Raw genomic sequence first — 23,443 nt, 5'->3', positions numbered from 1 at the left:
CGGGCGCGAGCGGCGGCGGGCGCGTGGGCGCCGCGCTCACCGCTCCTGCTCGACCATCGCGCTCCCGCCGTGGCGCCGGACCGGCTCGGCGACCGCGGTCACGGTCCCATCGCCGTTGAAGCGCAGGGCGGTGGCCGCGCCGATCTCGCCTCCCATCGTGCCCGCGTCGGAGAGGACGTGGCCCAGGGACGCGAGCCCCTCGGCCTCCGGGGCGCTCAGGAATGCCGTCTCCGCGTCGGTGGAGCCGTTGCCCGAGTTGCGCTGGGAGAGGCGCGGCGCCGCGAGCGCCTTGTCGATGGGGAGGCCCAGATCGATATGACCGACGAGGATCTGGAGCACCGTGGTGATGATGGTGGACCCGCCTGGCGAGCCGAGCGCGAGCTCGGGTTTGCCGCCCTTGAGGACGATCGTGGGGCTCATGCTGCTGCGCGGGCGCTTGCCCGGCTCGACCGCGTTGGGGTGCGGCGAGCTCGGGTCGGGCGGGATGTTGAAGTCCGTGAGCTCGTTGTTCAGCAGGAAGCCGTACCCCGGGACGACGATGCCATTGCCGCCCTCGTACTCGATGGTGCAGGTATAGGACACGATGTTCCCGGCCGCGTCGCTGACCGTGATGTGCGTCGTCTCGTTGTCGTGCGCGTCCTTCGGGCCGGCGCCCCCGCGCCTCGCCGCCGGGGCGCCGCCGGGCGCGGGGCTCGGATCGCTCTGGAATGCGTACGGGTCGCCCGGCGCCGCCGCGGCCGAAGGGGCCTCGGCGAGATCGATGAGGGCGCGCCGCGCGTCGGCGTAGTCCTTCGAGAGCAGCCCCTTGACGGGGGCGTCCACGAACTCGGGATCACCGAGGAAGGCGCCTCGATCCGCGAACGCGAGCCGGGAGGCGCCGAGGTAGCGGTGCAGCACCTCGACCGGCGTGAGGGTCGCCGTGTCATACCCCTCGAGCAGGTTCAGCGCCTCCGCGACGGCGATCCCGCCGCTGCTCGGGAGGCCCAGGCCGTAGATTGTGTAGTCGCGGTACGTCGTCGAGACCGCGGGGCGGACGCGGGCCTCGTAGCCCTGGAGGTCCGGGAGCTCGATCACCCCCGGCCGGACGTTGAGCGCGCTCCCGGGCTCGACGGGAGGCGACTTCACCGCGGCGACGATGGCCTCCGCGACCCGCCCTTCGTAGAACGCCTTCTCTCCCCCCTCGGCGATCAGCCGGTAGGTGCCGGCCAGATCCGGGTTCTTGAAGATCGTGCCGACGGGCCACGGCTGGCCGTCGGGCCCCAGGAAGAGCTTCTTGGTGCTCGTGATCGCCTGGAATCGCGCGAGGTTGCGGCCTGTCTGCTCGAAGAAGGTCGCGTCGACGTCGAACCCCGCCTCGGCGACCTGGATGGCCCGCTTCAGCACGTCTCCGAGCCCGAGCGTTCCATGGCGGCGGAGCGCCTCGCTCCAGCCCCGCACCGTGCCGGGCACGCCGACCGACAGGCCGCTCGTGACGAGCTCATTGAACGCGATCGGCGCGCCGTTCTCATAAAAGGACCTCGCCTCGAGCCGGGACGGCGCCGTCTCGCGGTGATCCAGGGCGATCACCTTTCCCTCGCCGGCCAGGTAGACGAGCATGAAGCCGCCGCCGCCGATACCGCAGGAGAACGGGTCGGTCACGCCGAGCACGCCCGCCGCGGCGACCGCGGCGTCGACGGCGTTCCCCCCTCGCTTCAGGATCTCGATGGCGGCCAGCGTCCCGCGGAGATCGACCGTCGCCGCCGCCCCCCGCCGCCCGGTGGCCGTCGGCGCGATCTCCGGGAGCCGGGCGAACGGGTCGTCCCCGGCGGCGTCCGGCTCCGCGCCTGCGTCACCCGACGTGGACGACGCGGACGACGTGGAGCCGCCGTAACCCACCGGAGCGAGCCTCTCGTCCGGGCTGCAGGAGCTGCAGGAGGCGCAAAGGAGGAAGAGAGCGAGAAGGAGTGTGCGTTTCGTCATGGGTTCTCTCGGGATGCGCTGGAGGACGCAGGGCCCACGGTCACACCCCGCCTCGTGCGGCAGAGTCGGCCGTGAGGGCCCTGTCCAGGAGCCACGATGTGCGGCATCGCATTGCCCCGGAGATTCACAATGCAACCACCGTACCGGCGTTCGCGGCCGAGCGGGCGGGTGCAATGTCGAGTCTGTACTTGCCACAACGAAGCAATCGAGGTAATGGTTCGGCAGGTCATGAGCGCCAGCGCGTAGCCCCGGCTCGCTGGCCGACAACCCTCCGAACCGCGGTGGGGTGTCCCGGGTGACGACCTGGCCAGCCGCATGTGCGGCAGGCAAGCGCGGACTCTGGTCGCCCGGAGTCCCCTGGACTCGCGAGGTGGTATGTCGATCGCTTCCATCGTGGATTCGCGCCCTGACGCGGGCGCGCCGGCGCCGTCCGATTTCGGCGCTTTCCCTTTACCCGTCGTCGGGGCGGACCTCTCCGTGCCGCTCGTCACCGGCGAGCAGGTGGGTTATGTGAACCTCGATTACGCGGCCAGCGCCCCTTGCCTGCGCTCGGTGCTCGACGCGGTCGCGGCGCTCCTTCCCTGGTACAGCAGCGTGCATCGCGGCGCGGGGTTCGCGTCCACCGTGACGACGGAGCTCTATGCCGCCGCCCGCCAGGAGGTGGGCGCCTTCGTGGGAGCGCGCGCCGAGGACACGGTGGTGTTCACGAGGAACACCACCGACGCGCTCAACCTGCTCGCCGCGGCGCTGCCCGAGGACACGACGGTGGTGACGTTCGCCTCGGAGCACCACGCGAACCAGCTGCCGTGGCGGCGCGGTCGGTGCGTCGTCCTCCCGGTGCCCGTGAGCGCGGAGGAGGCGGTCATGCGGGCCGAAGACGCGCTGCGCGACGTGACCTCGCGCCATCGGTTGCTCGCCGTGACGGGGGCGAGCAATGTCACGGGCGAGCTGTGGCCGGTCCCGGAGCTCGCCGCGGTCGCCCATCGCCACCGGGCGCGGCTCGCCGTGGACGCGGCTCAGCTCGCGCCCCACTGCGCGATCGAACTCGCCGGGATCGGGGCCGATTACGTCGCGCTGTCCGGTCACAAGCTCTATGCCCCCTTCGGCGGCGGCGTGCTCGTCGGCCGCGGGGACTGGCTCGATGCCGCCCGTCCCTACCTCGCCGGCGGAGGCGCCGTCCGGCGCGTCACGCGCAACGACGTCGAATGGGCGAGCGGCCCGCACCGCCACGAGGCCGGCACGCCCAACGTGGTCGGCGCGGTGTCGCTGGCGGCCGCGTGCCGCGCGCTCTCCGCGGTGGGCATGTCCGCCGTGGCGGCGCATGAGGCGAGCCTGCTCGACCGCCTCACGCGCGGTCTCCAGGCCTTGCCGGCGGTCAAGCGACTCGCGATGTGGGGCCCGGCGAGCCCCCGGATCGGTGTCGTGACGTTCAATGTGCGGGGTTTCCATCCCGGCGCGGTCGCCGCGGTCCTGAGCGCCGAGCACGGCATCGGCGTCCGGGACGGCTCGTTCTGCGCGCACCCGCTCATGATGGCGCTCGCCAGGAATCGCGCGCCGGAGGCGAGCGACGACGCGGCGGTACCCCTCGCGGTGCGGGTGAGCTTCGGCGTCGGCACCAGCGCCGCGGACGTCGATCGGTTCCTCCTCGCGCTCGCCGATCTCGTCGCCCAGGGTCCCCGCTGGCGTTATCGCCTCGACGCAGGGCGATACGTCCCCGATCCGGATCCTCGCCCGCGCCCTGCGCTGGCCGGCCTCCTCGCCGGAGGCGCGGCAGGCGCAGCGGACGGGCCCCTGGCGAGCCAGCTCGCGCCGTGCCAGGCGCCCCTCTGAGGCGGATCAGCCCCCGGGCGCGCGGCCCAGGGCGAGCGCGCGCCGCGCGAGCGCGCGCAGGTCGGCGAGCGTCGCGCCCTCCAGCGGCGAGGCCTCGGCGTCGACGTCCTCGCCGCGCGCCGGCGCGTCACCCCGGCCGAGCGCGTCGAGGAGCCAGCGCGCCGTGAGGACGTCGCCGCCGAGCCACGCGCGCGCCGGCGAAACGTGCGGAACGTGCGGAACGTTGAAGACCGCCGCGGCCTCGATCCAGCCGATGGGCACGCGCGCCAGCGCCGCGGCGGAGGCGCCCGGCGGCACCGGGTCGTCGGGCTCGGTCAGGGGCTGGAAGCGCTCGGCAGCGAGCTCGGGCGCCTCGCCGCCGTCGATCAGCGGGAGCGCGGCGCGGAGGGCGACCCCCTCGACGACGGCGCGCGCGATCTCTTCGAGCGAGAGGCGCCCCGGAAGGACGTCGGAGAGCGCGGCCGGGGCCTTGCCCAGCCAGCGGTCGACGACGCGCTCGTCCGGCGCCGCGAGCTCCGGGGGGATCGCGAGCGCCGCGTCGAGGCCCGCGAAGACCTCGATGAGGACCGCGCCGTCCGGCGTGGCGTCGAGGCCGAGCAGCGCGGCGGGGCGGTGCTGCAGCGAGATCCACTCGCGCCCGAAGTAATGCGCGGGCGCGCCGGCGCGGGACAAGCCCTTGAGAAAGCCGCGCACGTTGCGGTTGAGGAGCGTCCGGGCCGTGGCGTCCGGCGCGAGCGCGGCGGCGTGCGGCAGCGCGAGGGTCCACACGACGCCGCGCCCGCCGAGGAAAGCGGCGGTGCCGGTCGTGGCGCGCCGCAGGACCTTCGCGCCGCGCGCGGCGCAAGCCGCAAGGTCGACGACGCGCGCCGCGCGCTGGGCCGCGCCCAGCACCACGGCGGGCCCCTCGACGAGGCTGGCGGCGAGCCACGGCGCCTCCTCTGCCGTGCGGGCGCGCGTGAGGAGCGCGGGGCCGAGGGCCAGCGCGTCCTCGAGAGGACGATGGACCGGTGGGAGCGAGCGCATGGCGGGCATCGAGGGAGTCTCCTTGGCGTGAAGCTCGGCGCGCGGAGGAGCCCCTGCGGGACGAGGCCCTGCGGGGAGCCGCCGGTGGTAACATCGCTCCATGGTGACCGAAGAGGAGCTGGCAGAGCAGCGCGTCGGCACGCGGATCGGCCCCTGGGCGGTGGAGAGCGTCCTCGGGGTCGGCGGCATGGCGAGCGTCTTCTTTTGCCGGCGGGCCGACGGGTGCGTGGCGGCGGTCAAGCTCCTGCACGCCGAGCTCGCCGAGATCGAGGCGGTGCGAAAGCGGTTCTTGCGCGAGGGGCCGATCGGGAGCGCGCTGGCCGCCGTGGCGCCGCTCTGCGAGGGGCTCCCCCAGGTGCTGGAAGCCGCGGCCACGGACGACGGCCTCGTCTACATGGCCATGGAGGTGCTCGAGGGAGAGACCGTGTTCGACCGCATGGCCCGGCACGGGACGCTCCCCGTCGGCCAGGTGATCGCGCTCGCCGAGCGGGTCCTCGACGTGCTGATCGTGGCGCACGAGCACGGCGTCGTTCACCGCGATCTCAAGCCCGAGAACCTCCACATCGGCAACGACGGGCGCGTGCGGGTGCTGGATTTCGGCCTCGCGCGCGTCCTCGACCCGCTGCTCGAGGACGTCGCCGGAGTGCCGGAGATGACGAAGACCGCGACGGGCGTGTCGATCGGCACCGACGATTACATGGCCCCCGAGCAGGCCCTGGGCCTCATCGCCGAGATCGACGGCCGGACGGACCTCTTCGGCCTCGGAGCGACGATGTTCCGGCTGCTCGCGGGCCGCACGATTCACGGCAACCTGGACGACGCGCGCCTGCTCATCGCGGTCGCCACGGAGAGGGCGCCGCCCCTCGCGATGCACGCCCCCACGGCGCCGCCCGGCCTGTGCGCCGTTGTCGACCGCGCCCTCGCCTTCCTCAAGCAGGAGCGTTATCCCGACGCGAGGACGATGCGCGCCGATCTCGCCGCCGTGCGCGCCGGCCGCGAGCCGCCTTATGCGACGGCCGCTGCGCGGCAGCCGCGCGGGGCGACGGGGGCGTAGGGGACCAGGGGCAAGCAGCGCTCCAGGTGGAACCAGAGGGCGGGACGGCCGGAAGAAAGATCAACGATCTCCCCGCCTTCGCGGCCCCCCTCTCCCGGCCAAGGCCGGTCGCACTGGAAGGGTGAGCGCGCCTGGGCCGGACGTCGAGCCCGCCGCTCGCGTCGACGTGCTGCCGGAGCCTTGCTGCGCGCTTGCCAGCGCCCGCAAGCTCTGCGGAGATCGCCCGCGCGCGGCGACGCCGATGGGCATCGCCGCGTCCCCACGACGAAGCGGACTGGAGATCACGATGAAAATCCGCGTGCTCGCGCTCCCCCTCTTCATGTTCACGAGCGCCGCTTCGGCCGGCGCCCCGCCGCCGAACTTCTCGCAGCAGGTCTATCTGTGCAACAGCCATCTTCAAGCGAAGGTCGATATCACCTTCGGCCAGACCACCAGCACCGCGACCGTCCAGTCCCAGTCCGGGCAGGTCAAGGACAATCCGTTCGTACCAGGCATCGAGAGCGGCATGGAGTACGCCGTGTTCGTCGCCTCCTCGGTCAAGCCCAGCTCGACCGCGTCCTGGTCGACGCTGAGCGCGCAGCAGGCCGGCCTGGTCGGCGCGCCGCAGGCCCCTATCTCCACCGGCAACAGCACGTTCTTGAACTCGTCATCGTGCCAGATCCAGGGCACGGTGATCATCTCGACCGGCTGTCCCAGCGCCAGCGGCATGAACCAGGACTACAAGACCATCGAGCGCACCTGGGTCGGCTGCGGCCTGTGATCGCAGGGCCTTGACTCGATTTCCCACGGCGGAGTCCGCTCCGGCCCGAGTCGTCACACGGCCGGTCATCGCTTGCTCAGCGGCCGCGCGATCTGGACGATCTTCTCCCGCGCGAACTTGCACGCCTCGTCGTCGTCCGTGGCGGCGGGCCAGAGCAGCTCCATGTACCCGGGCTGGACATCGAACGGCAGGGGCTTGGTCCGGAGGTGCGGCCTGACGGCGCGGATGTCGTCGGCGACGATCTCGGGCACGGTCGCCAGCATCGCGGTGCCGTCGATCAGCGCGCCCAGGTTGGAGAAGGTCGCGACGGAGCACCGGATCCTCCGGGTCTTGCCGAGCAGGTCCTCCACGAAGCCGCGCAGGTCCCCGTTGTACGAGACGATGACGTGATCGTGCGCGAAGTACTGGGACTCCGTCAGCTTGCGCAGGCGCGCGTGGCGCGGGTCGTACAGGCAGGTGAAGCCGGTCCTCAAGAGCCGCTGCCGGCGGACGTTCGAAGGTAGATCGTCGGCGACCGAGATCGCCGCGTCGACGCCGCCCGCGAGCGCCGCGCCCACGGTGCGGAACTGCACGGGCACGGCGACGACGCGCACGCGCGGCGCCTCGCGCTCGAGCACGCGCAAGAGCGGCGGGAGCAGCCACACCTCGGCCGTGTCGGAGAGCCCGAGGCGGAGGGTGCGCTCGCACGTCTTCGGGTCGAAGGTCGGCGGCGCCAGCGCGGCCTCGATCAGGGCGCCGAGGTGCGGCTTCAGCGACGCGCGCAGCCGTTCGCCGCGGCTCGTCAGCGCGAGCCCGCGCCCGCTCCGCACGAAGAGCGGCGCGCCGACCGTCGTGGTCAGGCGCCGGAGCGCGGCGCTCACCGCCGGCTGCGTCAGGTACAGCCGGCTCGCCGCCTCGGTGACGCTGCCTGCCTCCGCGACGACGGCGAAGACGCGGAGCAGGTTCAGGTCGAGGTTCCTTCCATAAATATCAGGCATGTCGAGAATACATCGTATTCATTGGAGCAATGAAACGCGAGCGCCTAGGGTGACGGCATGACGACGACGAACACCACCAAGCTCGGCAAAACTGGCCCCTCCGTCTTCCCCCTCGCCCTCGGCTGCATGAGCATGGCCGGGGGCAGCCCCTACGGCGAGAGCGACGAGGCGGAGAGCATCGCGACGATCCACGCGGCGCTCGATCGGGGCGTGAGCCTCCTCGACACCGGCGACTTCTACGGCATGGGCAAGAACGAGATGCTCGTCGGCCGGGCGATCAAGGACCGGCGCGACAAGGCCGTGCTCAGCGTGAAGTACGGCGGCCTGCGCGCGCCCGACGGCACCTTCCTCGGCTTCGACGCCCGCCCGATGGCGACGAAGAGCTTCCTCGCCCATAGCCTGTCGCGCCTCGGCGTCGACTACATCGACGTCTACCGGCCCGCGCGCCTGGACCCGGCGGTGCCGATCGAGGACACCATCGGCGCCATCGCCGACATGGTGAAGGCGGGCTATGTCCGCCACATCGCCCTCTCCGAGGTGGGCGCGGAGACGATCCGCCGCGCGGCGAAGGTGCACCCGATCGTGGACCTCCAGATCGAGTACGCGGTCGTGAGCCGCAGCCCGGAGGCGACGATCTTCCCCGCGCTCGCCGAGCTCGGCATCGCGGTCACCGCGTACGGCGTGCTCTCGCGCGGCCTGCTGGCCGGGAGCAAGCCGGCCGGCGCGGGCGACATGCGGGCCCACCTGCCGCGCTTCTCGGGCGAGAACGCCCGGAAGAACCAGGCCCTCGTCGACGCCTTCGCTCGCCTCGCCCAGGGGCGCGGCGTCACCCCCGCGCAGCTCGCGATCGCCTGGGTCCGCGCCAAGGGCGCCGCGCAGGGCGTCACGGTGATCCCGACGATGGGCGCGCGCACGCGGAAGCAGCTCGAGGATGCCCTCGCCGGCCTCGAGATCGCGCTGGCGCCCTCCGACCTCGCCGAGATCGAGGCCGCCGTCCCCGCGGAGGAGATCGCCGGCGCCCGCTACCCCGCGCCCATGATGGCGATGCTCGACAGCGAGAAGTGACCTCGCGATAGCGGCGGCGGCTCACGAGCTCATCGTGTCTTGGCGACCACGGCGAGGAGGGTGTCGAGATCGATCGGCTTCTTGAGCAACGCACACACGTCCAGGGTGGCCGCTTTGGCCTCCAGCGAGTCGACGCCCGACAGGATCGCCACCGGGATGTCCGCCAGGGCGGGCTCCCGTCGCTTGAGCGCGAGGAACTCCCAGCCATTGATCTCCGGCATCATGAGATCGAGCAGGATGATGCTCGGGCGGAGGCCGCGGCGGAGCAGATCCAGCGCCACCGCGCCATTCTCCGCGCACACGACCTCGTAGCCGAATGCCTGCAAGAGCTCCTCCACGACGGCGCGAAACCCGCTGTCGTCATCGACGATCAAGACACCGTCGTGAGGATCATCCTGCGGGCTCATCGAGACCTCCGGCCGGCGGAGACACCTCGGTCGGCAGAGCGTCGCGGCGCCGGCGCAGGGGGAGCTCCACGATGAAGGCAGCCCCCGCGCCGAGCTCGCTCTCGACCCGGATCGAGCCATCATGGGCGTCCACGATCTGGCGGCTGATGTACAGCCCCAGGCCGAGACCGCCGTAGTGCTGCGCCGAGACGCCTCGCTCGAAGCGTTCGAAGATGTACGGCACGCAGCCCGCATCGATCCCGATGCCGCGATCGGCGACGACCAGCCTGGCCACCTCGCCCTCGGCCGCGACGCTGATCTCGATCGGCTTGCCCCTCCCATACTTGATGGCGTTCAGCACCAGGTTCGTCACCACCTGCTCCAGACGGGCCCTGTCCCACATACCCACCACGGGAGCGTCTGCCCGCCAGCTCACTGTACTTCCTGCCTGCTTCAGCTCCACGTCGAAGTGCTCCACGACCTCCTGCGAGAGCGCCCGGAGATCGACGTCTCCCAGCCTCAGATCGAGCTTGCCTGCCTGGATCCGAGCCACGTTGAGCAGATCTTCGATGAGCCTGACGAGCCGCTGGCACTGCCGCTCGGCCATCCTGGCCAGCTTCGTCGCGCCGGCGGGGAGCGCCGTCGCCTCGCGCATCAAGCCTTGCACGGCGAGCTTCAGGCCCGCGATGGGGGTGTAGAGCTCATGTGAGGCGATCGACAGGAAGTCGTCGCGCATCCGCACCGCTGCTTCGGCGGCGGTCCGGGCCCTCTGCTCGTGCTCCAGGAGCAGGGCGCGCTCCGCCTCGATCTTCTTCCGCTCCGTGATGTCCGTGGAAATGCCGCCGACCGCGTACGGGACGCCGGCGGCGTCGCGAAGAGGGAACTTGATGGTGAGATAGGTGTGCACGCCATCGTCCTCGGGCATCACCTCTTCGTCCTTCAGCGCCGTGCCGGCGAGGAGCGCCCGCCGGTCGAAAGCGCGGAGCGCCTCGGCGTGCTCCCGAGAGAACACGTCATCGTCGCTCTTGCCCACGATGGCCTCGCGCGTGATGCCGAACAGCTCCTCGAAGCGGCGGTTGACGAGGAGGTAGCGCCCGTCGATGTCCTTGACGGCGAGGATGGCCGTCGAGCTGTCGATGATGGCGCGCAGGAGCTCCTGGCTCGTGCGCAACGCCTCCTCCGCGCGCCTGCGCTCCTCCGCGACCTTCCGCAGCGCCGCCTCCGTCCGCTCGTGCTCGGCGATCTTCTGCCTGAGCTGGGCGTTGGCATGGCGCAGGTCGGCGGTGCGCTCGGCGACCTGCTGCTCCAGCCGCTCTTTCGCCCGGGCCTCTTCTGTCAGGCGAGCATCGAAGGCGAAGATGGATTTCAGGTCCATCTCGATCACGTCGCGACACTGCTCCATGAGCGCCTGGTAGGCCTTGCTGTAATGGTTCGCGCGGTCATCCAGCACGCAGATGGTTCCGAAGATATCCCCTGTGGGCCACGTGATCGGGAAACCGAGATAAGATATCATGCCGAGCTCGATGTCCGGGTTCGACTTCCACTGCTCGTCCTGCAGGGCGTCAGGGATCAGCAGCGGCGTCCGGGTCTTCATCACGCTCTCGCAGTAGAGCCCGGAGCCGAGGCGCGCTCGTTCGTTGGGCGGGAAAGGGTTCCCCTTCGACTCGCTGGAGACGCAGACGACGATCTCCGGCGGCTCGATCCTCATGATCAGAGCGGCCGGGACGCGCAGGATCTCCGCGAGGAGATCGGTCATCTCCTGCCACTTGCGAGCGATGTCCGTCGGGATGTCGGTCGCGACCGTGCTCGACTGGGTTCTTCGGCCGCTCCCCGGCGGAGGGCTCTTCGTCCCGAGCTCGTCCGTACGTTGCTCCGGCGGGCAGCCAGAGGCGGCCTTATGCGGCCCGAAGCCCGCGCGCTCGGCGCGCTCCGCGGGCGCGGTCTCGCCCGGCCCGGGGTGGCGGGCATGGTCGACAACGAGCGCGCCTGGCTCCGTGTGATCGTCGGGTCCGGTACGCATGCTCCCCCACGATGACGAATCGTGCGAAGGGCGATCGGGTTGTCAAGCAATCCACAATTACGCTCACCGACCCCCCAAGCGATCCTGCAGGCAACGTACGCGCCCCGGACCTGGTGACGTCACGCCGGCCGGCACGCCGCCGCCCGGGCGAGCGCGGCTGCTCCCGGGCGCCGTCCCGCGCCGCCGCGGTGGCCTGCTCGTGGAGCCGGGCGGCCTCCAGGTCTTCCCCCGCGGAGCCGGGCGATCTCGGCGCGGATCAGGGCGTGCTTGTGAAGGAAGCCGTCGGGGCCGCTCCCCGCCCGCGCGCCAAGCTGCCGCTCGCGCTCCACGAGCCGCTGAGGGATGGGGAGCGCCGGCTGCGGGGAGGGCCCCCGCCTCGTCGCAGCCGCGGAGGGACTGGCCATGTTATACCTCGCCTATGTCCACCAAAGGACGTGTCGCGCAGGTGCTGCTGCTGCCCCGCCACGAGCGAGCCGGGATGGCAGAAGAGGTGCTCTCCAGTCTGAATGCCCGGCACCGGCACGTCATCGACGCATAGAGCCAGCTGGCAGGAAAGGAGGCTCCATGAAGCTGTACTTCAGCCGAAACTTGAATCCACGGGTCGCCGTTGCCGTGGCGCGCTACCTCGATGCACCCGTGGAATACGTCCACGCGGCTCCTCTCGACCCGTCACAGCAGGAGAAGTTTCGAGCGCTGAATCCGAACCTGCGCGTGCCCATCCTGGTCGAGGGGGACCAGTCGCTCTGGGAAACGGACGCGATCGCGTGCCGTCTTTCGCAGCTCACGGGCTCGGACTTCTGGCGCACCGGCGCCGCGCAACCGGAGATGATCCGCTGGTTGAGCTGGGGCACGCACAACTTCGTCGCCGCGTGCGACAAGGTCCACTTCGAGCGCGTGACGAAGCAGCGCTACGGGCTCGGTCCCATCCGCGACGACGTCGTGGCGGAGGGGCTCTCGGGGTTTGCCGGAGCGGCGACGCTGCTCGAGCAGGTCCTGAGCGGCAGGGACTGGCTCGTCGGGAGCGCGGCTTCGTATGCAGACTTTCGCATGGCGTCGGTGCTTCCGTTCGCGGATCTCGCCGGCCTTCCGCTGGCGGACTACCCGCACGTCGCGGCCTGGCACGCGCGCCTGTGGCAGCTCGACGCCTGGCGCGATCCGTTCGCGGGGCTCGACGCCCCGGAGCTCCCGCAGGTGCCGCGCGCCGATGCCACCGGAGCGAAGCCTCCGTCGGTCTGAAAGCCGGGAAGGCCCTGCTGTCGAAGCCGTCGAGGACATGCTACAATTCGCGAACATGGCCACTGCCACCGGTCGAACATGGTGACGCCCCGGCGCATCTTCGTGATGGGCGATCCGCAGGCGCCGATGGCCAAGGTGATGGCCGTGCTCGCGACGCACGCTTTGCTCGGCGCGGACGGCCGGCTGGCCGACGACGTCGTGCTCGTGTCGATCGGCGATCACTTCGACTATGACCTCGATGATCCGGTGGGCGCGGGCGCGGAGGGGCTCCGCACGCTGCGCTGGCTGGCGAGCCACGATCCTGCGCAGGTGAGGCTCCTGTTCGGCAATCATGACGCTGCGCGGGTCATGGAGCTCGCCGGCCTCGACGACGTGCGGTTCGCCGCGGCGCGCGCGCTCGGGCGCTCGATCAGCGAGACCAGGCGGCGTGAGGGCGCCGAGGCCGCCGCCCGGCGCCAGCGCGACGAGTTCGCGGCGCAGTTCCCCGATGTGGCGACCTCGGGGCTCGCGGCGCGCGATTACGCGTCGTTCAGCGAGTCCCAGCGCGAGCTCGTCATCGAGCTGCTGCTCTGCGGCCGCTTTCATCTCGCGCTCTCAGGCGTGCTGCCCGACGGCCGCGCGGTGCTGCTGACCCACGCGGGCGTGACCACGCGCGAGCTCGCGATGCTGGGCATGCCGGACGAGCGCGATCCGCATCGACTGGCGGCGGCCCTCGAGCGACAGATGCGGGCCGCGGTCGACGCGCGGCGCACGGGATGGCAGCGCGGCGAGCGCACGCCGCTTTCGCTCGAGCCTCTCCACGTCGCAGGCGCCGCAGGCAACGAGGGTGGCGGCCTCCTCTATCATCGACCTGCGCACATCGATCGCCCGGGCGGCGATCCGGCATGGGAGCTCGATCCGGCACGGCCACGGCGCTTCGAGCCGCGTTCACTCCCGCGCGGCCTGCGGCAGGTCGCCGGTCACACCGGTCACAGGAAGTGCAAGGCGGAGCTCGGTCACGACTGGCTCACGGCGGCAGCGCACCGGAAGGAGATCGGAGGAATCCGCACGCTGCGCGCCGACGGCGACGTCGTCGTGTACGACCTCGGAATCCTGGACGATCGGCCCGGAACGACGGACCTCTACCTGATCGACGGGGAGATGCGGTTTGCCGCAGCCACCGATTACGCTTTGCTCCCGCTGGCCGAGCTGATCGTCCCCTCGTGAACCCGATGCGGGTGATTGCCGCTCGTCATCGACCGATTTTTCCGGGAGGCGGTGCAGGTCGAGCCGGCCTCGTGGCCTGAGCGCGCCGCGATGATCAGGCCCCCATCTCGAGGTCGGGCGCGGGATCACGGAAGAGGCGGGTAAACGCTCAAATCACCCGAACATATCGCGCTCGCTCCGGGCGGCGCCGTTCCCCTGCTCGTCGACCGCACGTTCGTGCTGCGCGAGAATATCGCGATCTCGGATATCTCGCCGAGACGTTCCCCGGCTCCTCGGCGACGGCACGCCGCGTGCTCGCGCTGAGGTGATGCGCTGGGCAGCGTTCCTCAACTCCGACGTGCACAAGGCCTTCAGGCCGATCTTCACGCGGCATCGGTTCCTCGCCGACCCCACGTTCGCCGCGCCCTTCGACGACTCGACACGGACGCACGTGCTCGAGTCCCTGAACCGACTCATCGATGAGTCTACCTGATCGACCACGAGGATCCCATGCTCCAGAATCTCCGCGTCACCTCTCGCACTTCGAGGTTCGTGAAGAGCGCCGTCATCGTGGCGACCGTCGCGGTGGGCCTGCTCACCCGCCCCGCGGTCGCGGTGCACGAGCCGATCGTCACGCCGCTCCTGACGAAGGAGCTCGCCAACATCCCCGGCAAGGAGGTGCTGATGCTCACCGTCGTCTACCCCCCCGGCGGCGCCGATCCGGTGCACCGTCACGACGCCCACGCCTTCATCTACGTCCTCGAGGGCTCGATCGTGATGGGCGTGAAAGGCGGCAAGGAGGTGACTCTCACCCCTGGCCAGACCTTCTACGAGGGGCCCAACGACATCCACACCGTCGGCCGGAACGCGAGCACCACGAAGCCCGCGAAGTTCCTTGTCGTGCTCGTGAAAGACCGTGGCGTGCCCGCGCTGCTGCCGGTCAAATGATGGATCTCGCGTGGGATACCTGAGGATCTTGTCTCCCGCCGAGGTCGACCCCGGGGGCGCGAAGGGTGAGCCCGTCCGTGCGTTCTCGCGGCGTCGCGCTACTTCCTCTTCGCGTCGTCGACGTAGGGGGCGGGCACCCAGCGGTAGGACGCTCCGTCTCTCCGGACGTGGCCCAGCCCGGGAAACGGGGCGTGGGTGTGCGCGACGAGGTAGCCCTTGTCGGCCGCGTCGGCGAGCGCCTTCTTGCGCGTCTCCACGGCCGTCGGCGCGTTCACGTCGAAGGCCACCGCCACCGAGGGATCGTCGAACTGAACGGCCATGATGTGAACGAGGTCGCCCCACAGAACGAGCCTCTGGCCGCCGCTCTCGAGAGCGTACAGCGTGTGGCCGGGCGTGTGGCCGTACGCCGGCTCCGCGCGGAACCCCGGAAAGAACTCGGCCGCTCCGGTGAACGGCTTCACTTGCCCGGCGTCGAGGTACGGCTGCAACGTGGCTTGCGCCGCGGCGTAGAACTGGGCTTGCATCCCCGAGGCCTTCGCGGCGGCCGCCTTGTCCATCCAGTAGTCGAGTTCCTTCTGGTTCACGTGGACGGTGGCGTTCGGGAAGGCCCTCTTCCCGCCGATCACGAGCCCGCCGGCGTGATCCGGGTGAGCGTGCGTGAGGAAGACGTCGGTGACGCTCTCGGCGCTCACGCCCACAGCAGAGAGCGACGCAGGGAGCTTCCCGGTCGTGGGGCCCATGAGCTCTGCGCACCCGGTGTCGACGAGGATCGTCCTGCCGTTCCTGTGGATCAGGAAGGTGTTGAAGGACACGTCGATCGGCGACCTCTGGAAGGATTGCGCGAGGAGCTTGTCGACCTCACCCGGCTTGGCATTGAGGACGAGGTCTTTCGAGATATCCAGGCCGAACGTGCCGTCGGAAAGCACGGTCACGTCGATGTCGCCCACGCGCGTGTGATAAAAGCCCGCCTGACGCCTCTCGCCGCCGGACGGAATCGGCGCGCTCGCCGCCGGAGACGGCGCCGGTGCCGGTGCCGCAGGCGTCGCGGCGGGCTGCTCCGGAGCCGCCGGGCTCACCGGAGCGCTGCTGCGCGGCGGGGCCGGGGCGGCGCACGCGGCGGGGAGGGTCAGAGCGCCTCCGAGCAGCAGGAGTGAGGCCGCGATGGACGCGATTCGCCGCGTGGAAATCATCCGCATGATCGTCTTTCTCTCCGGGCTCTCTTCGGTCGTCGGCGGCGAGCGAGCGCTGCTCGCCGTCCTCCGGCGGGATGGCGGCCCGTGTTCGCCGCCCGTTCGTCGTTGCACCGTACGTCCCGGCAGGTAGACTTTCTATGCCTGAAACATCAAAAAAATAAACCGATCGTCCAACGAGGGGCCGAGGAGGAGTGTCCTCGCGGCGATCGCGGACGCGCAGCTCGCGCGGCCGCTCAGCGACATGCACGAGGACCTCGCGCGCGGCTGGACGATCGACGATCTCGCGCGCAGCGCGCGGATGTCTCGCTCCGCTTTCGCGGAGAGGTTCCGGAGCACGGTGGGCCAGACGCCGCTCGAGTATCTGAGGCGGATCCGGATGGACCGCGCGCGCGGGCTCCTGCGGGAGGGCGTCCCCATCGCCGAGGTTGCCCATCGCGTCGGCTACGACTCGGCCATTTCGTTCACGCGCGCGTTCCGGCGCGTGACCGGCGGCACCCCGGGGGCGTACCAGCGCAGGCCCGAAAGCGGAGCGAGGCCCGACGACGCGCGCGGGGAGGAGTCGAGGCGGTCATCGTCATGACGGCGGCGTTCGAGCCTCCAGCGACCCCGCCGCGGCGATCCTCACCGGACGGTGAATTTTGGCAAGCGCTGTCGCATCTGTGGCGGGAGGCGACGAGCTCTGGACCGTGCAGCTCGACGGGCGCAGCGCGGCCCGGCGGGTCTCCGGGCAGATCGGATGTGCTCCTCGCCCCGTGCGCTCCGGTGCGAGCGCCCCGAAACCGAGGAGGAACGATGCGCCGTCACGGCAAAATTGGCTTTTTGCTATTCCGTACGCTTGGCATGTTGTTCGGCTTCGCGCTGCTGCCCGATGCGGCGCGCGCGGCCACCACCGCGATCACGTACACCATCGGCCACGCCGATTGCGGCGCGAACAACAGCTTCGCGCTGTACATGAACGGCACGCTGCTCGACACCGTGCCAAGCTCGAACGACTGCGAGTGCAACTCCCCGCCGCTCCGGGTGAGCATCACCGATCCGGCGTTGCTCGAGCTCTACAACCCCGCGAGCTGTAACGACTTCCAGGTCGCAACGGTCGGTGATGAGTTCGTTTTGTGGGGCTACATGCGCATCGACGTCACGTCGGACGAGGGAGCGGCGTCAGCGTGTCTTTTCGACGCCAACATGATCACCCACAACTGCGCCGACCGGGATATCTGCGAAGCCTATGAGGTCAACCCGTTCCCCGTGGGGAGCGCGGACGGGGATGGCGACGGCCTCATGGCGGGTGCGGGCTCGGGGTGCGACAACTGCTCCGCCACCGCCAACCCGGACCAGAGCGACGCCGACGGCGACGGGTTCGGTGATGCGTGCGATCGCTGCGTGGGCCCGGGATCGGACGACAGCGACGGCGATGGGCTCTGCGAAGGGGAGGACAACTGCGACGCGACCGCCAACCCGGACCAAAGCGACGCCGACGGCGACGGGTTCGGTGATGCGTGCGATCGCTGCGCAGGCCCGGGGTCGGACGACTTCGACTCGGATACGATCTGCAACGGGCCGGACAACTGCTACTTCTACGCCAACCCGGACCAGAGCGACGCAGACGGCGATGGCGTGGGCGACCGCTGCGACAACTGCGCGGACACGCCGAACCCCGGCCAGGAAGACTACGACCTGAACGGCCGCGGCGACGCGTGCGACGCCTGCTACGCGTCCGGGGACCTCGACTTCGACAGCGACGGGGTCTGCGACTCGGCGGACAACTGCGCGGACCGCACCAACCCCGACCAAGCCGACAACGACGGCGACGGGTTCGGCGACGCCTGCGACGGCTGCAGAGGCTCCGGGTTCGACGACGTCGACTTTGACGGGGTCTGCGACGGGGAGGACAACTGCTACGGCTTCAACCCGAACCAGAGCGACGCCGATGGCGACGGCGTGGGCGACGCCTGCGACCACTGCGCAGGCCCAGGGAAGTACGACAGCGACGGCGATGGGCTCTGCGGAGGAGAGGACAACTGCACAGCGACCGCCAACCCGGACCAGAGCGACGCCGACGGCGACGGCGTGGGCGACGCCTGCGACAACTGCGCGGCCACGCCGAACTCCGGCCAGGAAGACAGCGACGGTGACGGCGTGGGCAACGCCTGCGACGCCTGCGCAGGATCGGGCGGGGTAGACGGCGACAGCGATGGGCGCTGCGACGGAGCGGACAACTGCCCGTTCAACCACAACCCCGACCAGGCCGACAGCGACGGTGATGGCGTGGGCAACGCCTGCGACGCCTGCGCAGGATCGGGCGGGGTAGACGGCGACAGCGATGGGCGCTGCGACGGAGCGGACAACTGCCCGTTCAACCACAACCCCGACCAGGCCGACAGCGACGGTGACGGCGTGGGCGACGCCTGCGACGTCATCTGCGTGATGATCCAGCGGGGCACCTTCGGCCAGGTGGCGGACACGGCGATCTGGGCGCTGTACCCGAGCTACAACGAGGGCAGCTCTCCCTATCTCCACACGGGCCTGAGCAGCGGCGCGGAGAAGAACGCGCTGTACCGTTTCGAGCTCGACTCCATCCCGTACGGGGCCACCGTCGAGTCGGCCACGTTCAGCACCACGCTCTACAGCTCCGGCACGGGGGAGATCCGGGTGCACCGCATCAACGCCTCCTGGGCGGAGTCCACGGTGACCTGGAGCAGCTTCGCCGACAGCTTCGAGCCGGCCGTCGAGGCGACGTTCCTCGGGGCGTCGTCCGGCGTCGCGACCGTCGACCTGACCGAGCTCGTCCAGGCGTGGGTCGACGGCGTGCACCCGAACCACGGTTTCCTCCTGGAGGAGGACCTGACGGCGCTCACCAGCTACCGTTCGAGCGAGCACGACATCCTCGGCGACCGCCCCTCGCTCGAGGTGTGCTTCCACTGAGCTCCCGTCGTACCGCGCCTCCGCTCAGGCGGAAGGCACGACGGTGATCTCTCCGGTCGTGTACAGCGCGGAGGTATCCCAGGCGAGCCCGGGGGCGAGCGGCAGGGCGATGTGCACGTCAGCGAAGGTCCCTGTGAGCTCTCCGCTCCAGCCGAGCAGGGCGACGGTGTCCCCGGCCTGGAACGGCGCCGTGTCGTCCGCCGGGACCACCTCCAGCACACCATCGAGGCTCACGTCCCCGTCCACGACCAGGAGCGGCGCGGCGCCCGGGCCCGCGACGGTGGCGCTCAGCGTGGCGCTCGGGCCCTGGCTGTAATCGCCGACCACGTCCGTCGAGGCGTAGACCTCTCCCACGGAGAGCGCGCCGGCCTGCGTATTGGCGAGATCGCCGACGAAGCTGCCAGTGCTCAGGCGGCCGCCGGCGAAGTCGAAGTCGCGCGCCTGGATCTCGATCGCGCCCGCGGCGAGCTCCCCGCGCGTGAGGCGCACGATGGGCTCCGGGCCAGGCGTTCCGCCTTCGAACAAGGGCGTGATCCGGAGGAGGCCGCCGATGCTGACCTTGCCTCGCCCGTCGACGAGGAGCGACGGGGAAATCGAGAAGGTCGCGTAGATCGTCACATCGGAGAATGCCAACGGGTTTGAGACAGGCCGGACGAGAATCCTATGAGGGGATCGCGACGAGGGGCGCGTTCCGGCTCTGGGCCCCAACCGGTCGAGATCGGGGCGGCCGCGGCACGGCGGTGGGCGCGTCGCTGGTCGTGCCCGTGTGCGGCGGCGCCGCGGCCGCGCAGGCGTCGTCGTCGATGGACAGCGGGTTGATGGCTACCGAAGCGGGCGGCCTGCGCACGACGGGCGGGCCGTTCGGGAAGCGTTCAGGATGCGCGGCGTAGGCCGTGTCGAGGGCGACCTGGCGCCGAGCCGCGATATCATCGACGCGGCCGTAGAATACATCAGCAGGTGTGAAGAGCGCAAGGCCAGAATGCTGATGAAGGTCGTTATACCAGCTGAAGAACTCCTGGCACCACGCTCGTGCATGAGCCAGCGAGGCAAAGCGGTCCGGATAGTCGGGCTGGTATTTAAGCGTCTTGAACTGCGACTCGGAGAAGGCGTTGTCATCGCTGACGTGAGGCCGGCTGAAGCTACGAACGACGCCGAGCGAGCCGAGGAGCTGAGCGAGCCCCTCCGACCTCATCGCGGAGCCGCGGTCGGCGTGCACGGTGAGCGAGCCGGGCTCGACGCCGTGGCGGGCGACAGTCTCTGCGAAGAGGTGCTCGGCGAGCTCCGCGCTCTCGCGCTCAGCGAGCAGCCAGCCGACGGTCATGCGACTGAACAGGTCGAGGACGACGTACAGGCAGTAGAAGACCCCGGGCAGCGGCCCGCGCAGCTTGGTTATATCCCACGTCCAGATCTGGTTGGGGGCCGTGGCGGTGAGGGTCGGCTTGACATGCTTCATCGGCCCACGCTGCGCGCGTCGCTCGCCGCTCTCGCGGGACGCCGCGAGCAGGCGGTACATCGTGCGGATGGAGGCGAGGTAGACGCCGCGCGACAGCAGCGTCGCGTAGACCTCCGGCGGGGGCTGGTCGACGAACTCGTCGCTGTGCAGCACGTCGAGCACGGCTTGCCGCTCGGGGTCGCTGAGCCGGCGTGGGCTCGGAGCGGGCCCGGTCAGCGCGGGCAGCTTCGCGGGCTGGGTCTGCCGGTAGAGCGTGGCGCGGCTGACGCCGAGTGCCGCACACGCCTGGGCGATGGAGACGTGCGGGTCATCGAGCTCTTCGATGATGTCCATCAGCGCTCTTCGTCGTTCGTGAGGTTGATGCCCAGAATGGAAGAGACTTTTTTTTGAAGATCGATGAGCTTCTCAGCGAGCGCGAGCTTCTCCTCGAGCCGCGCCGAGCGCTTCTCGAGCTCGGCGATGCGCCGGTCCTTCGCGTCCTGCTTCGGCTTGCGGCCGGGCTTGCGCCCCGAGAGGGCCTCGCTGCCGTGGAGGGCGAGTTGCTTGCGCCACGCCGTCAGGAGGGAGCTGTAGATGCCCTCACGGCGCAGGAGCGCCTCGATGTCCCCGCGCTGGGTGCACGCGGCCGCCTCGCGCACGATGCGCAGCTTCTCCGCCGCCGAGAACTTCCGCCTCTTGCCCGCCTTCGGCATGGTCTCGACGGCGACGCCACTCGGGCGGGGAGCAGCGCCCTGCGCCGCTGGGGCGGGGGTAGGATCGACGGATCGGAGATGGGAAGGCTTCGGCACGAGTCAGGTCCATTCTCCGCCCTCTCACCACAGATTTCTAGGGGGAGCCTGTCTCAACCGACGTTGGCACAGAGGGCATCGCCGCTGTTGCGCCATGATGCGTAGGGCTCGTTCACCCAGACGAACCCGTGGCCGTACGTGGAGCGGATCTCCGTCTCTTCCGTCACGAGGGTTCCATAAGCGCCGACCGTGAGCTCGCCATAGCCGGCGGCCCCGACGCGCAGCAGCCCCTCGTTGGTCCAGGTGGCGTCCCAGCCCCTCACGATCGCCGAGCTCGCGAAGTTGTAGGGCCCGCCGGGACGGGTCTCGATCTGCGCGTTCGCGGTGAATATCTGGGCCCCCTGCTCGACGCGCAGCCTCGCGCCGCCGTTCGCGCCCACGACGAACTCGCCCGCGTTGACCCACCTCGTCGCGGAGCCCGTGACGTTCACGTCGCCCTGGCAGATCTGGCACGTCGCGATGAATACGTTGTTCGAGAAGAAGCTCCCTCCCTGCTTGATCTCGAGGACGCTGAGCTCCTCCGAGCGGCCGATGTACGCGTTCGTCTGGCTCGTCAGGGAGGCGTCGTACCCCTCGACGAGCACGTATCCGAAGGCCGAATAGCCGCGCACGCCGAGCACGAGGTCGTCGGTGGTCACCTGGGCGCCCCGTTTCACGAGGAGCGAGCCGGACGCCCCGGTGCGGAGCCCGAGCGCGAGCGGCCCATGGTTGATCCACCGCGAGCCGTATCCGATGACCTGGACCCTGCCGCTGGAGTAGGCGGCCGCCGCCACCGAGGCGCCGGCGCTGATCAACGTCCCCTGGTGGCTGACAATCACCTCTCCCATCGGCTCCTCAGCGTTGAGCGCGCTGCCGACCACCAGCGCGTTCGACCCGAGATCCCACGGGTCGCCCGGGTCAGCGACAGCGGGCGTCACACTCCCCGAGACAGACACGCCGGCAGAGGCCGGCCCGGCCGCGCCCATCGAAGCTGCCACGAGCAATACCGAGAAAACGGTTCGAGCTTGTTGGTTCATGCGCTGTACCTCTCCATGAGAAAATTCACTTCATGCTGAATTCCCCTCGCCAACAATGTGCCCCTGAAACGGGAATTTTGTGAATTGCATTACACGTCCCCACATCAGAGACGTTATCACCCGTTCTGATCCGCTTGCAGGGGATCAGGTCATCGTTTTCGAGGTGCGAAGGCAGGTTTTGAGGTGAGAGAGTACACAGGATCATTCAAAAGAAAAATCCTCCTGAGGCTCCTCGCTCCAGGAGGACCGACCGCCCCGACGTTCGAGGCGAGAGCGCCTCAGGAGGACGTCCATCGGTGCGAGCACAGGGCGCCCTCTCGATACAGGTCCCTGACGGCGTGATGGATCTCTTGGAGAGCGGCAGCGAGGACGAGGCTGCCACCTCGCCGGAGCGAGCATGGCAGCGCGGCGCTCATGGCTTGTAGAACGAGGGGTCGAACACCTGCCCCAGCACCGATTTTCCGATCGTCGAAAGGAGCTGATCGTCGTTGTCGTGCCGCAGGTAGAACGTGAGATCGCGGAGGATGCGCTCCACGGGGCTCGGGCGGATCAGCGAGCGAGCGCCGCAGGCGCGGATGGCGTGGTCCACCGTCTCCGCCGCGAGGTGCTCGATGACGTGCCGCGCGCGGATCCCCGCGAGCTGCGCCTCGGCGTGGCGCGCCTCGTCCCAGAGCGAGGCGACGTGGCGTAGCCAGAGCTGCGCGGTATCGAGGTTCACCGCCATGCGCGCGACCCGCTGCTGCACATAGGGATCGCCCCCTTTGCCTTGCGACGCGATGCACTCGATCGCATAGTCATAGGCTGCCTCCGCCGCGCCGAGGAAGCTCGACGCGTAATGGGGCGTGAACGCCGTCTGCCACCCCTCGCGGAGATACTGCCCCGGCGCCCCGATCAGGTTCTCCTCCGGGATGAACGTACGATCGAACTTCACGAGGTGGCTCACGGTCGCCCGCATGCCGACAGGATCCCACCATGAGCCGTCGAACGTGACCGAGCGATCGCTGAGCTCGCACGCGAGCAGGAGCAGCGCCTCCGGCGAGCCCTGCGCGTGCCTCGCGCCGCCGGGACCAGCGCTGTTCACGAGCAGGATCGCCCACTCGACCCCGCCCGCGCTCGTGGAGAAGACCTTGGAGCCGTCGACGATCCATCCGCCCGCGGCGCGCTCGACGTGGGTGCCGAACCGCGCCTTCTCTCCAGGGGCCGGAGATTGCGGCTCACCGCTCCACGCGACCCATTTCTCGCCTCGGCGCACGACGCCATCGAACCACCGCTCCTTCTGGGCGAGGTCCGCCATCGCGTCGAGCAGCACCATCGAGTTCGCGTGGCCCTCCCAGCAGCGCGCGAGCGACAGATCGGCCTTCGCGAGCTCCTTGGTCATCATCCACAGGGTGAGCGCGTCGCCGCCGCGCGGCCCGAGCCCGAGCCCGCCGTACCCCGCCGGCACCGCCGCCGCGAGCAGGCCCTCGCGGGACAGATCCTCGAAATCCTCCACCGGGAAGGCCGCCGCGCGATCATAGCGCCCCGCGCGTGGAGCGAAGCGCTCGCTGGCGAGGGCGCGGACGCGATCGACGAGCGCCTGCCTTTCCGGGGGGAGCTTGAACATCGACAACTCGATCTCCTCTCCTCCC

General features: G+C 70.2%; 21 protein-coding genes and 1 riboswitch. Of the genes, 10 read left to right on the top strand and 11 right to left on the bottom strand.

The window, feature by feature from the left end; all coding sequences use genetic code 11:
• Window positions 1-36 precede the first annotated feature (36 nt).
• Entirely contained in the window at window positions 37-1,959 is a 1,923-nt protein-coding gene (gene ggt / locus WMF19_RS06840; RefSeq protein ID WP_437898322.1) for a gamma-glutamyltransferase, read from the bottom strand.
• Window positions 1,960-2,183: 224 nt separating this feature from the next.
• A riboswitch (SAM riboswitch) is annotated at window positions 2,184-2,298 on the top strand.
• A 36-nt stretch (window positions 2,299-2,334) separates the two neighbouring features.
• On the opposite strand from ggt, the gene WMF19_RS06835 reads away from it, so the two are divergent.
• Window positions 2,335-3,789 carry an aminotransferase class V-fold PLP-dependent enzyme gene (locus tag WMF19_RS06835; RefSeq protein WP_437898321.1) on the top strand — a complete coding sequence of 485 codons (1,455 nt, stop codon included), beginning with the start codon at window positions 2,335-2,337 and terminating at the stop codon, window positions 3,787-3,789.
• Window positions 3,790-3,795: 6 nt separating this feature from the next.
• Here WMF19_RS06835 and WMF19_RS06830 read toward each other — a convergent pair whose 3' ends face one another.
• On the bottom strand, window positions 3,796-4,821 hold the full coding sequence (locus WMF19_RS06830) for a lipoyl protein ligase domain-containing protein (RefSeq protein WP_437898320.1): 1,026 nt from the start codon (window positions 4,819-4,821) through the stop codon (window positions 3,796-3,798).
• 91 nt (window positions 4,822-4,912) lie between these two features.
• Between WMF19_RS06830 and WMF19_RS06825 the strand changes: the two genes are divergently transcribed.
• Window positions 4,913-5,866, top strand: a complete 954-nt coding sequence (locus WMF19_RS06825) for a serine/threonine-protein kinase (RefSeq protein ID WP_437898319.1) — start codon at window positions 4,913-4,915, stop codon at window positions 5,864-5,866.
• A 286-nt stretch (window positions 5,867-6,152) separates the two neighbouring features.
• Entirely contained in the window at window positions 6,153-6,626 is a 474-nt protein-coding gene (locus WMF19_RS06820; RefSeq protein WP_437898318.1) for a hypothetical protein, read from the top strand.
• 65 nt (window positions 6,627-6,691) lie between these two features.
• Here WMF19_RS06820 and WMF19_RS06815 read toward each other — a convergent pair whose 3' ends face one another.
• On the bottom strand, window positions 6,692-7,603 hold the full coding sequence (locus tag WMF19_RS06815; RefSeq protein WP_437898317.1) for a LysR family transcriptional regulator: 912 nt from the start codon (window positions 7,601-7,603) through the stop codon (window positions 6,692-6,694).
• 57 nt (window positions 7,604-7,660) lie between these two features.
• On the opposite strand from WMF19_RS06815, the gene WMF19_RS06810 reads away from it, so the two are divergent.
• A complete protein-coding gene (locus WMF19_RS06810) occupies window positions 7,661-8,668 on the top strand; it encodes an aldo/keto reductase (RefSeq protein WP_437898316.1) in 1,008 nt (335 codons plus the stop codon).
• A gap of 29 nt (window positions 8,669-8,697) precedes the next feature.
• Here the strand turns inward: WMF19_RS06810 and WMF19_RS06805 are convergent, their stop codons facing one another.
• Complete coding sequence (locus WMF19_RS06805; RefSeq protein WP_437898315.1) at window positions 8,698-9,075, bottom strand: response regulator; 378 nt, start codon at window positions 9,073-9,075, stop codon at window positions 8,698-8,700.
• Window positions 9,059-11,074, bottom strand: a complete 2,016-nt coding sequence (locus WMF19_RS06800; RefSeq protein ID WP_437898314.1) for a sensor histidine kinase — start codon at window positions 11,072-11,074, stop codon at window positions 9,059-9,061. The genes WMF19_RS06805 and WMF19_RS06800 overlap by 17 nt, the downstream gene beginning before the upstream one ends.
• 564 nt (window positions 11,075-11,638) lie before the next feature.
• Here WMF19_RS06800 and WMF19_RS06795 point away from each other — a divergent pair.
• From WMF19_RS06795 to WMF19_RS06780, 4 genes are all read left to right on the top strand, one after another.
• Window positions 11,639-12,310: a glutathione S-transferase family protein gene (locus tag WMF19_RS06795; protein ID WP_437898313.1), complete on the top strand. Its 672-nt coding sequence runs from the start codon at window positions 11,639-11,641 to the stop codon at window positions 12,308-12,310.
• A 78-nt stretch (window positions 12,311-12,388) separates the two neighbouring features.
• Window positions 12,389-13,516 (top strand): metallophosphoesterase, encoded by a 1,128-nt coding sequence (locus tag WMF19_RS06790; RefSeq protein ID WP_437898312.1) that lies wholly within the window; start codon window positions 12,389-12,391, stop codon window positions 13,514-13,516.
• Window positions 13,517-13,823: 307 nt separating this feature from the next.
• Window positions 13,824-13,988, top strand: a complete 165-nt coding sequence (locus WMF19_RS06785) for a hypothetical protein (RefSeq protein WP_437898311.1) — start codon at window positions 13,824-13,826, stop codon at window positions 13,986-13,988.
• Between the two features lie 17 nt (window positions 13,989-14,005).
• The gene (locus WMF19_RS06780) at window positions 14,006-14,443 is read left to right on the top strand and encodes a cupin domain-containing protein (protein ID WP_437898310.1); all 438 of its coding nucleotides are present in this window, start codon (window positions 14,006-14,008) and stop codon (window positions 14,441-14,443) included.
• A gap of 98 nt (window positions 14,444-14,541) precedes the next feature.
• On the opposite strand, the gene WMF19_RS06775 is transcribed toward WMF19_RS06780, so the two are convergent.
• On the bottom strand, window positions 14,542-15,390 hold the full coding sequence (locus tag WMF19_RS06775) for an MBL fold metallo-hydrolase (RefSeq protein ID WP_437898309.1): 849 nt from the start codon (window positions 15,388-15,390) through the stop codon (window positions 14,542-14,544).
• A gap of 487 nt (window positions 15,391-15,877) precedes the next feature.
• Between WMF19_RS06775 and WMF19_RS06770 the strand changes: the two genes are divergently transcribed.
• Window positions 15,878-16,216, top strand: coding sequence for a helix-turn-helix transcriptional regulator (locus WMF19_RS06770; protein WP_437898308.1), 339 nt, complete (start codon window positions 15,878-15,880; stop codon window positions 16,214-16,216).
• A gap of 260 nt (window positions 16,217-16,476) precedes the next feature.
• A complete protein-coding gene (locus WMF19_RS06765; RefSeq protein ID WP_437898307.1) occupies window positions 16,477-18,558 on the top strand; it encodes a thrombospondin type 3 repeat-containing protein in 2,082 nt (693 codons plus the stop codon).
• 24 nt (window positions 18,559-18,582) lie between these two features.
• On the opposite strand, the gene WMF19_RS06760 is transcribed toward WMF19_RS06765, so the two are convergent.
• The 5 genes from WMF19_RS06760 to WMF19_RS06740 form a co-directional block, all read right to left on the bottom strand.
• Complete coding sequence (locus tag WMF19_RS06760; RefSeq protein WP_437898306.1) at window positions 18,583-19,191, bottom strand: hypothetical protein; 609 nt, start codon at window positions 19,189-19,191, stop codon at window positions 18,583-18,585.
• A 28-nt stretch (window positions 19,192-19,219) separates the two neighbouring features.
• Window positions 19,220-20,344 carry an IS3 family transposase gene (locus WMF19_RS06755; protein WP_437894791.1) on the bottom strand — a complete coding sequence of 375 codons (1,125 nt, stop codon included), beginning with the start codon at window positions 20,342-20,344 and terminating at the stop codon, window positions 19,220-19,222.
• Entirely contained in the window at window positions 20,344-20,703 is a 360-nt protein-coding gene (locus WMF19_RS06750) for a transposase (RefSeq protein WP_437894792.1), read from the bottom strand. The genes WMF19_RS06755 and WMF19_RS06750 overlap by 1 nt, the downstream gene beginning before the upstream one ends.
• A gap of 149 nt (window positions 20,704-20,852) precedes the next feature.
• Window positions 20,853-21,815 (bottom strand): hypothetical protein, encoded by a 963-nt coding sequence (locus WMF19_RS06745; protein WP_437898305.1) that lies wholly within the window; start codon window positions 21,813-21,815, stop codon window positions 20,853-20,855.
• 412 nt (window positions 21,816-22,227) lie between these two features.
• The gene (locus tag WMF19_RS06740; protein WP_437898304.1) at window positions 22,228-23,418 is read right to left on the bottom strand and encodes an acyl-CoA dehydrogenase family protein; all 1,191 of its coding nucleotides are present in this window, start codon (window positions 23,416-23,418) and stop codon (window positions 22,228-22,230) included.
• Window positions 23,419-23,443 lie beyond the last annotated feature (25 nt).

This window comes from Sorangium sp. So ce124 (genome assembly GCF_051525235.1).
Taxonomy (GTDB): domain Bacteria; phylum Myxococcota_A; class Polyangia; order Polyangiales; family Polyangiaceae; genus Sorangium; species Sorangium atrum.
The sequence above is the reverse complement of the archived record's forward strand: the minus strand, read 5'-3'. Positions and strand labels throughout refer to the sequence as shown.

What these genes read in the sequence shown, in the direction of transcription:
- WMF19_RS06825 (WP_437898319.1), top strand. Translation starts at nt 4,913, where the DNA reads ATGGTGACCGAAGAGGAGCTGGCAGAGCAGCGCGTCGGCACGCGGATC.
- WMF19_RS06765 (WP_437898307.1), top strand. Translation starts at nt 16,477, where the DNA reads ATGTTGTTCGGCTTCGCGCTGCTGCCCGATGCGGCGCGCGCGGCCACC.
- WMF19_RS06790 (WP_437898312.1), top strand. Translation starts at nt 12,389, where the DNA reads ATGGTGACGCCCCGGCGCATCTTCGTGATGGGCGATCCGCAGGCGCCG.
- WMF19_RS06830 (WP_437898320.1), bottom strand. Translation starts at nt 4,821, where the DNA reads ATGCCCGCCATGCGCTCGCTCCCACCGGTCCATCGTCCTCTCGAGGAC.
- WMF19_RS06805 (WP_437898315.1), bottom strand. Translation starts at nt 9,075, where the DNA reads ATGAGCCCGCAGGATGATCCTCACGACGGTGTCTTGATCGTCGATGAC.
- ggt (WP_437898322.1), bottom strand. Translation starts at nt 1,959, where the DNA reads ATGACGAAACGCACACTCCTTCTCGCTCTCTTCCTCCTTTGCGCCTCC.
- WMF19_RS06780 (WP_437898310.1), top strand. Translation starts at nt 14,006, where the DNA reads ATGCTCCAGAATCTCCGCGTCACCTCTCGCACTTCGAGGTTCGTGAAG.
- WMF19_RS06820 (WP_437898318.1), top strand. Translation starts at nt 6,153, where the DNA reads ATGAAAATCCGCGTGCTCGCGCTCCCCCTCTTCATGTTCACGAGCGCC.
- WMF19_RS06750 (WP_437894792.1), bottom strand. Translation starts at nt 20,703, where the DNA reads ATGCCGAAGGCGGGCAAGAGGCGGAAGTTCTCGGCGGCGGAGAAGCTG.
- WMF19_RS06835 (WP_437898321.1), top strand. Translation starts at nt 2,335, where the DNA reads ATGTCGATCGCTTCCATCGTGGATTCGCGCCCTGACGCGGGCGCGCCG.
- WMF19_RS06745 (WP_437898305.1), bottom strand. Translation starts at nt 21,815, where the DNA reads ATGAACCAACAAGCTCGAACCGTTTTCTCGGTATTGCTCGTGGCAGCT.
- WMF19_RS06800 (WP_437898314.1), bottom strand. Translation starts at nt 11,074, where the DNA reads ATGCGTACCGGACCCGACGATCACACGGAGCCAGGCGCGCTCGTTGTC.
- WMF19_RS06755 (WP_437894791.1), bottom strand. Translation starts at nt 20,344, where the DNA reads ATGGACATCATCGAAGAGCTCGATGACCCGCACGTCTCCATCGCCCAG.
- WMF19_RS06810 (WP_437898316.1), top strand. Translation starts at nt 7,661, where the DNA reads ATGACGACGACGAACACCACCAAGCTCGGCAAAACTGGCCCCTCCGTC.
- WMF19_RS06770 (WP_437898308.1), top strand. Translation starts at nt 15,878, where the DNA reads ATGCACGAGGACCTCGCGCGCGGCTGGACGATCGACGATCTCGCGCGC.
- WMF19_RS06785 (WP_437898311.1), top strand. Translation starts at nt 13,824, where the DNA reads ATGCGCTGGGCAGCGTTCCTCAACTCCGACGTGCACAAGGCCTTCAGG.
- WMF19_RS06815 (WP_437898317.1), bottom strand. Translation starts at nt 7,603, where the DNA reads ATGCCTGATATTTATGGAAGGAACCTCGACCTGAACCTGCTCCGCGTC.
- WMF19_RS06740 (WP_437898304.1), bottom strand. Translation starts at nt 23,418, where the DNA reads ATGTTCAAGCTCCCCCCGGAAAGGCAGGCGCTCGTCGATCGCGTCCGC.
- WMF19_RS06795 (WP_437898313.1), top strand. Translation starts at nt 11,639, where the DNA reads ATGAAGCTGTACTTCAGCCGAAACTTGAATCCACGGGTCGCCGTTGCC.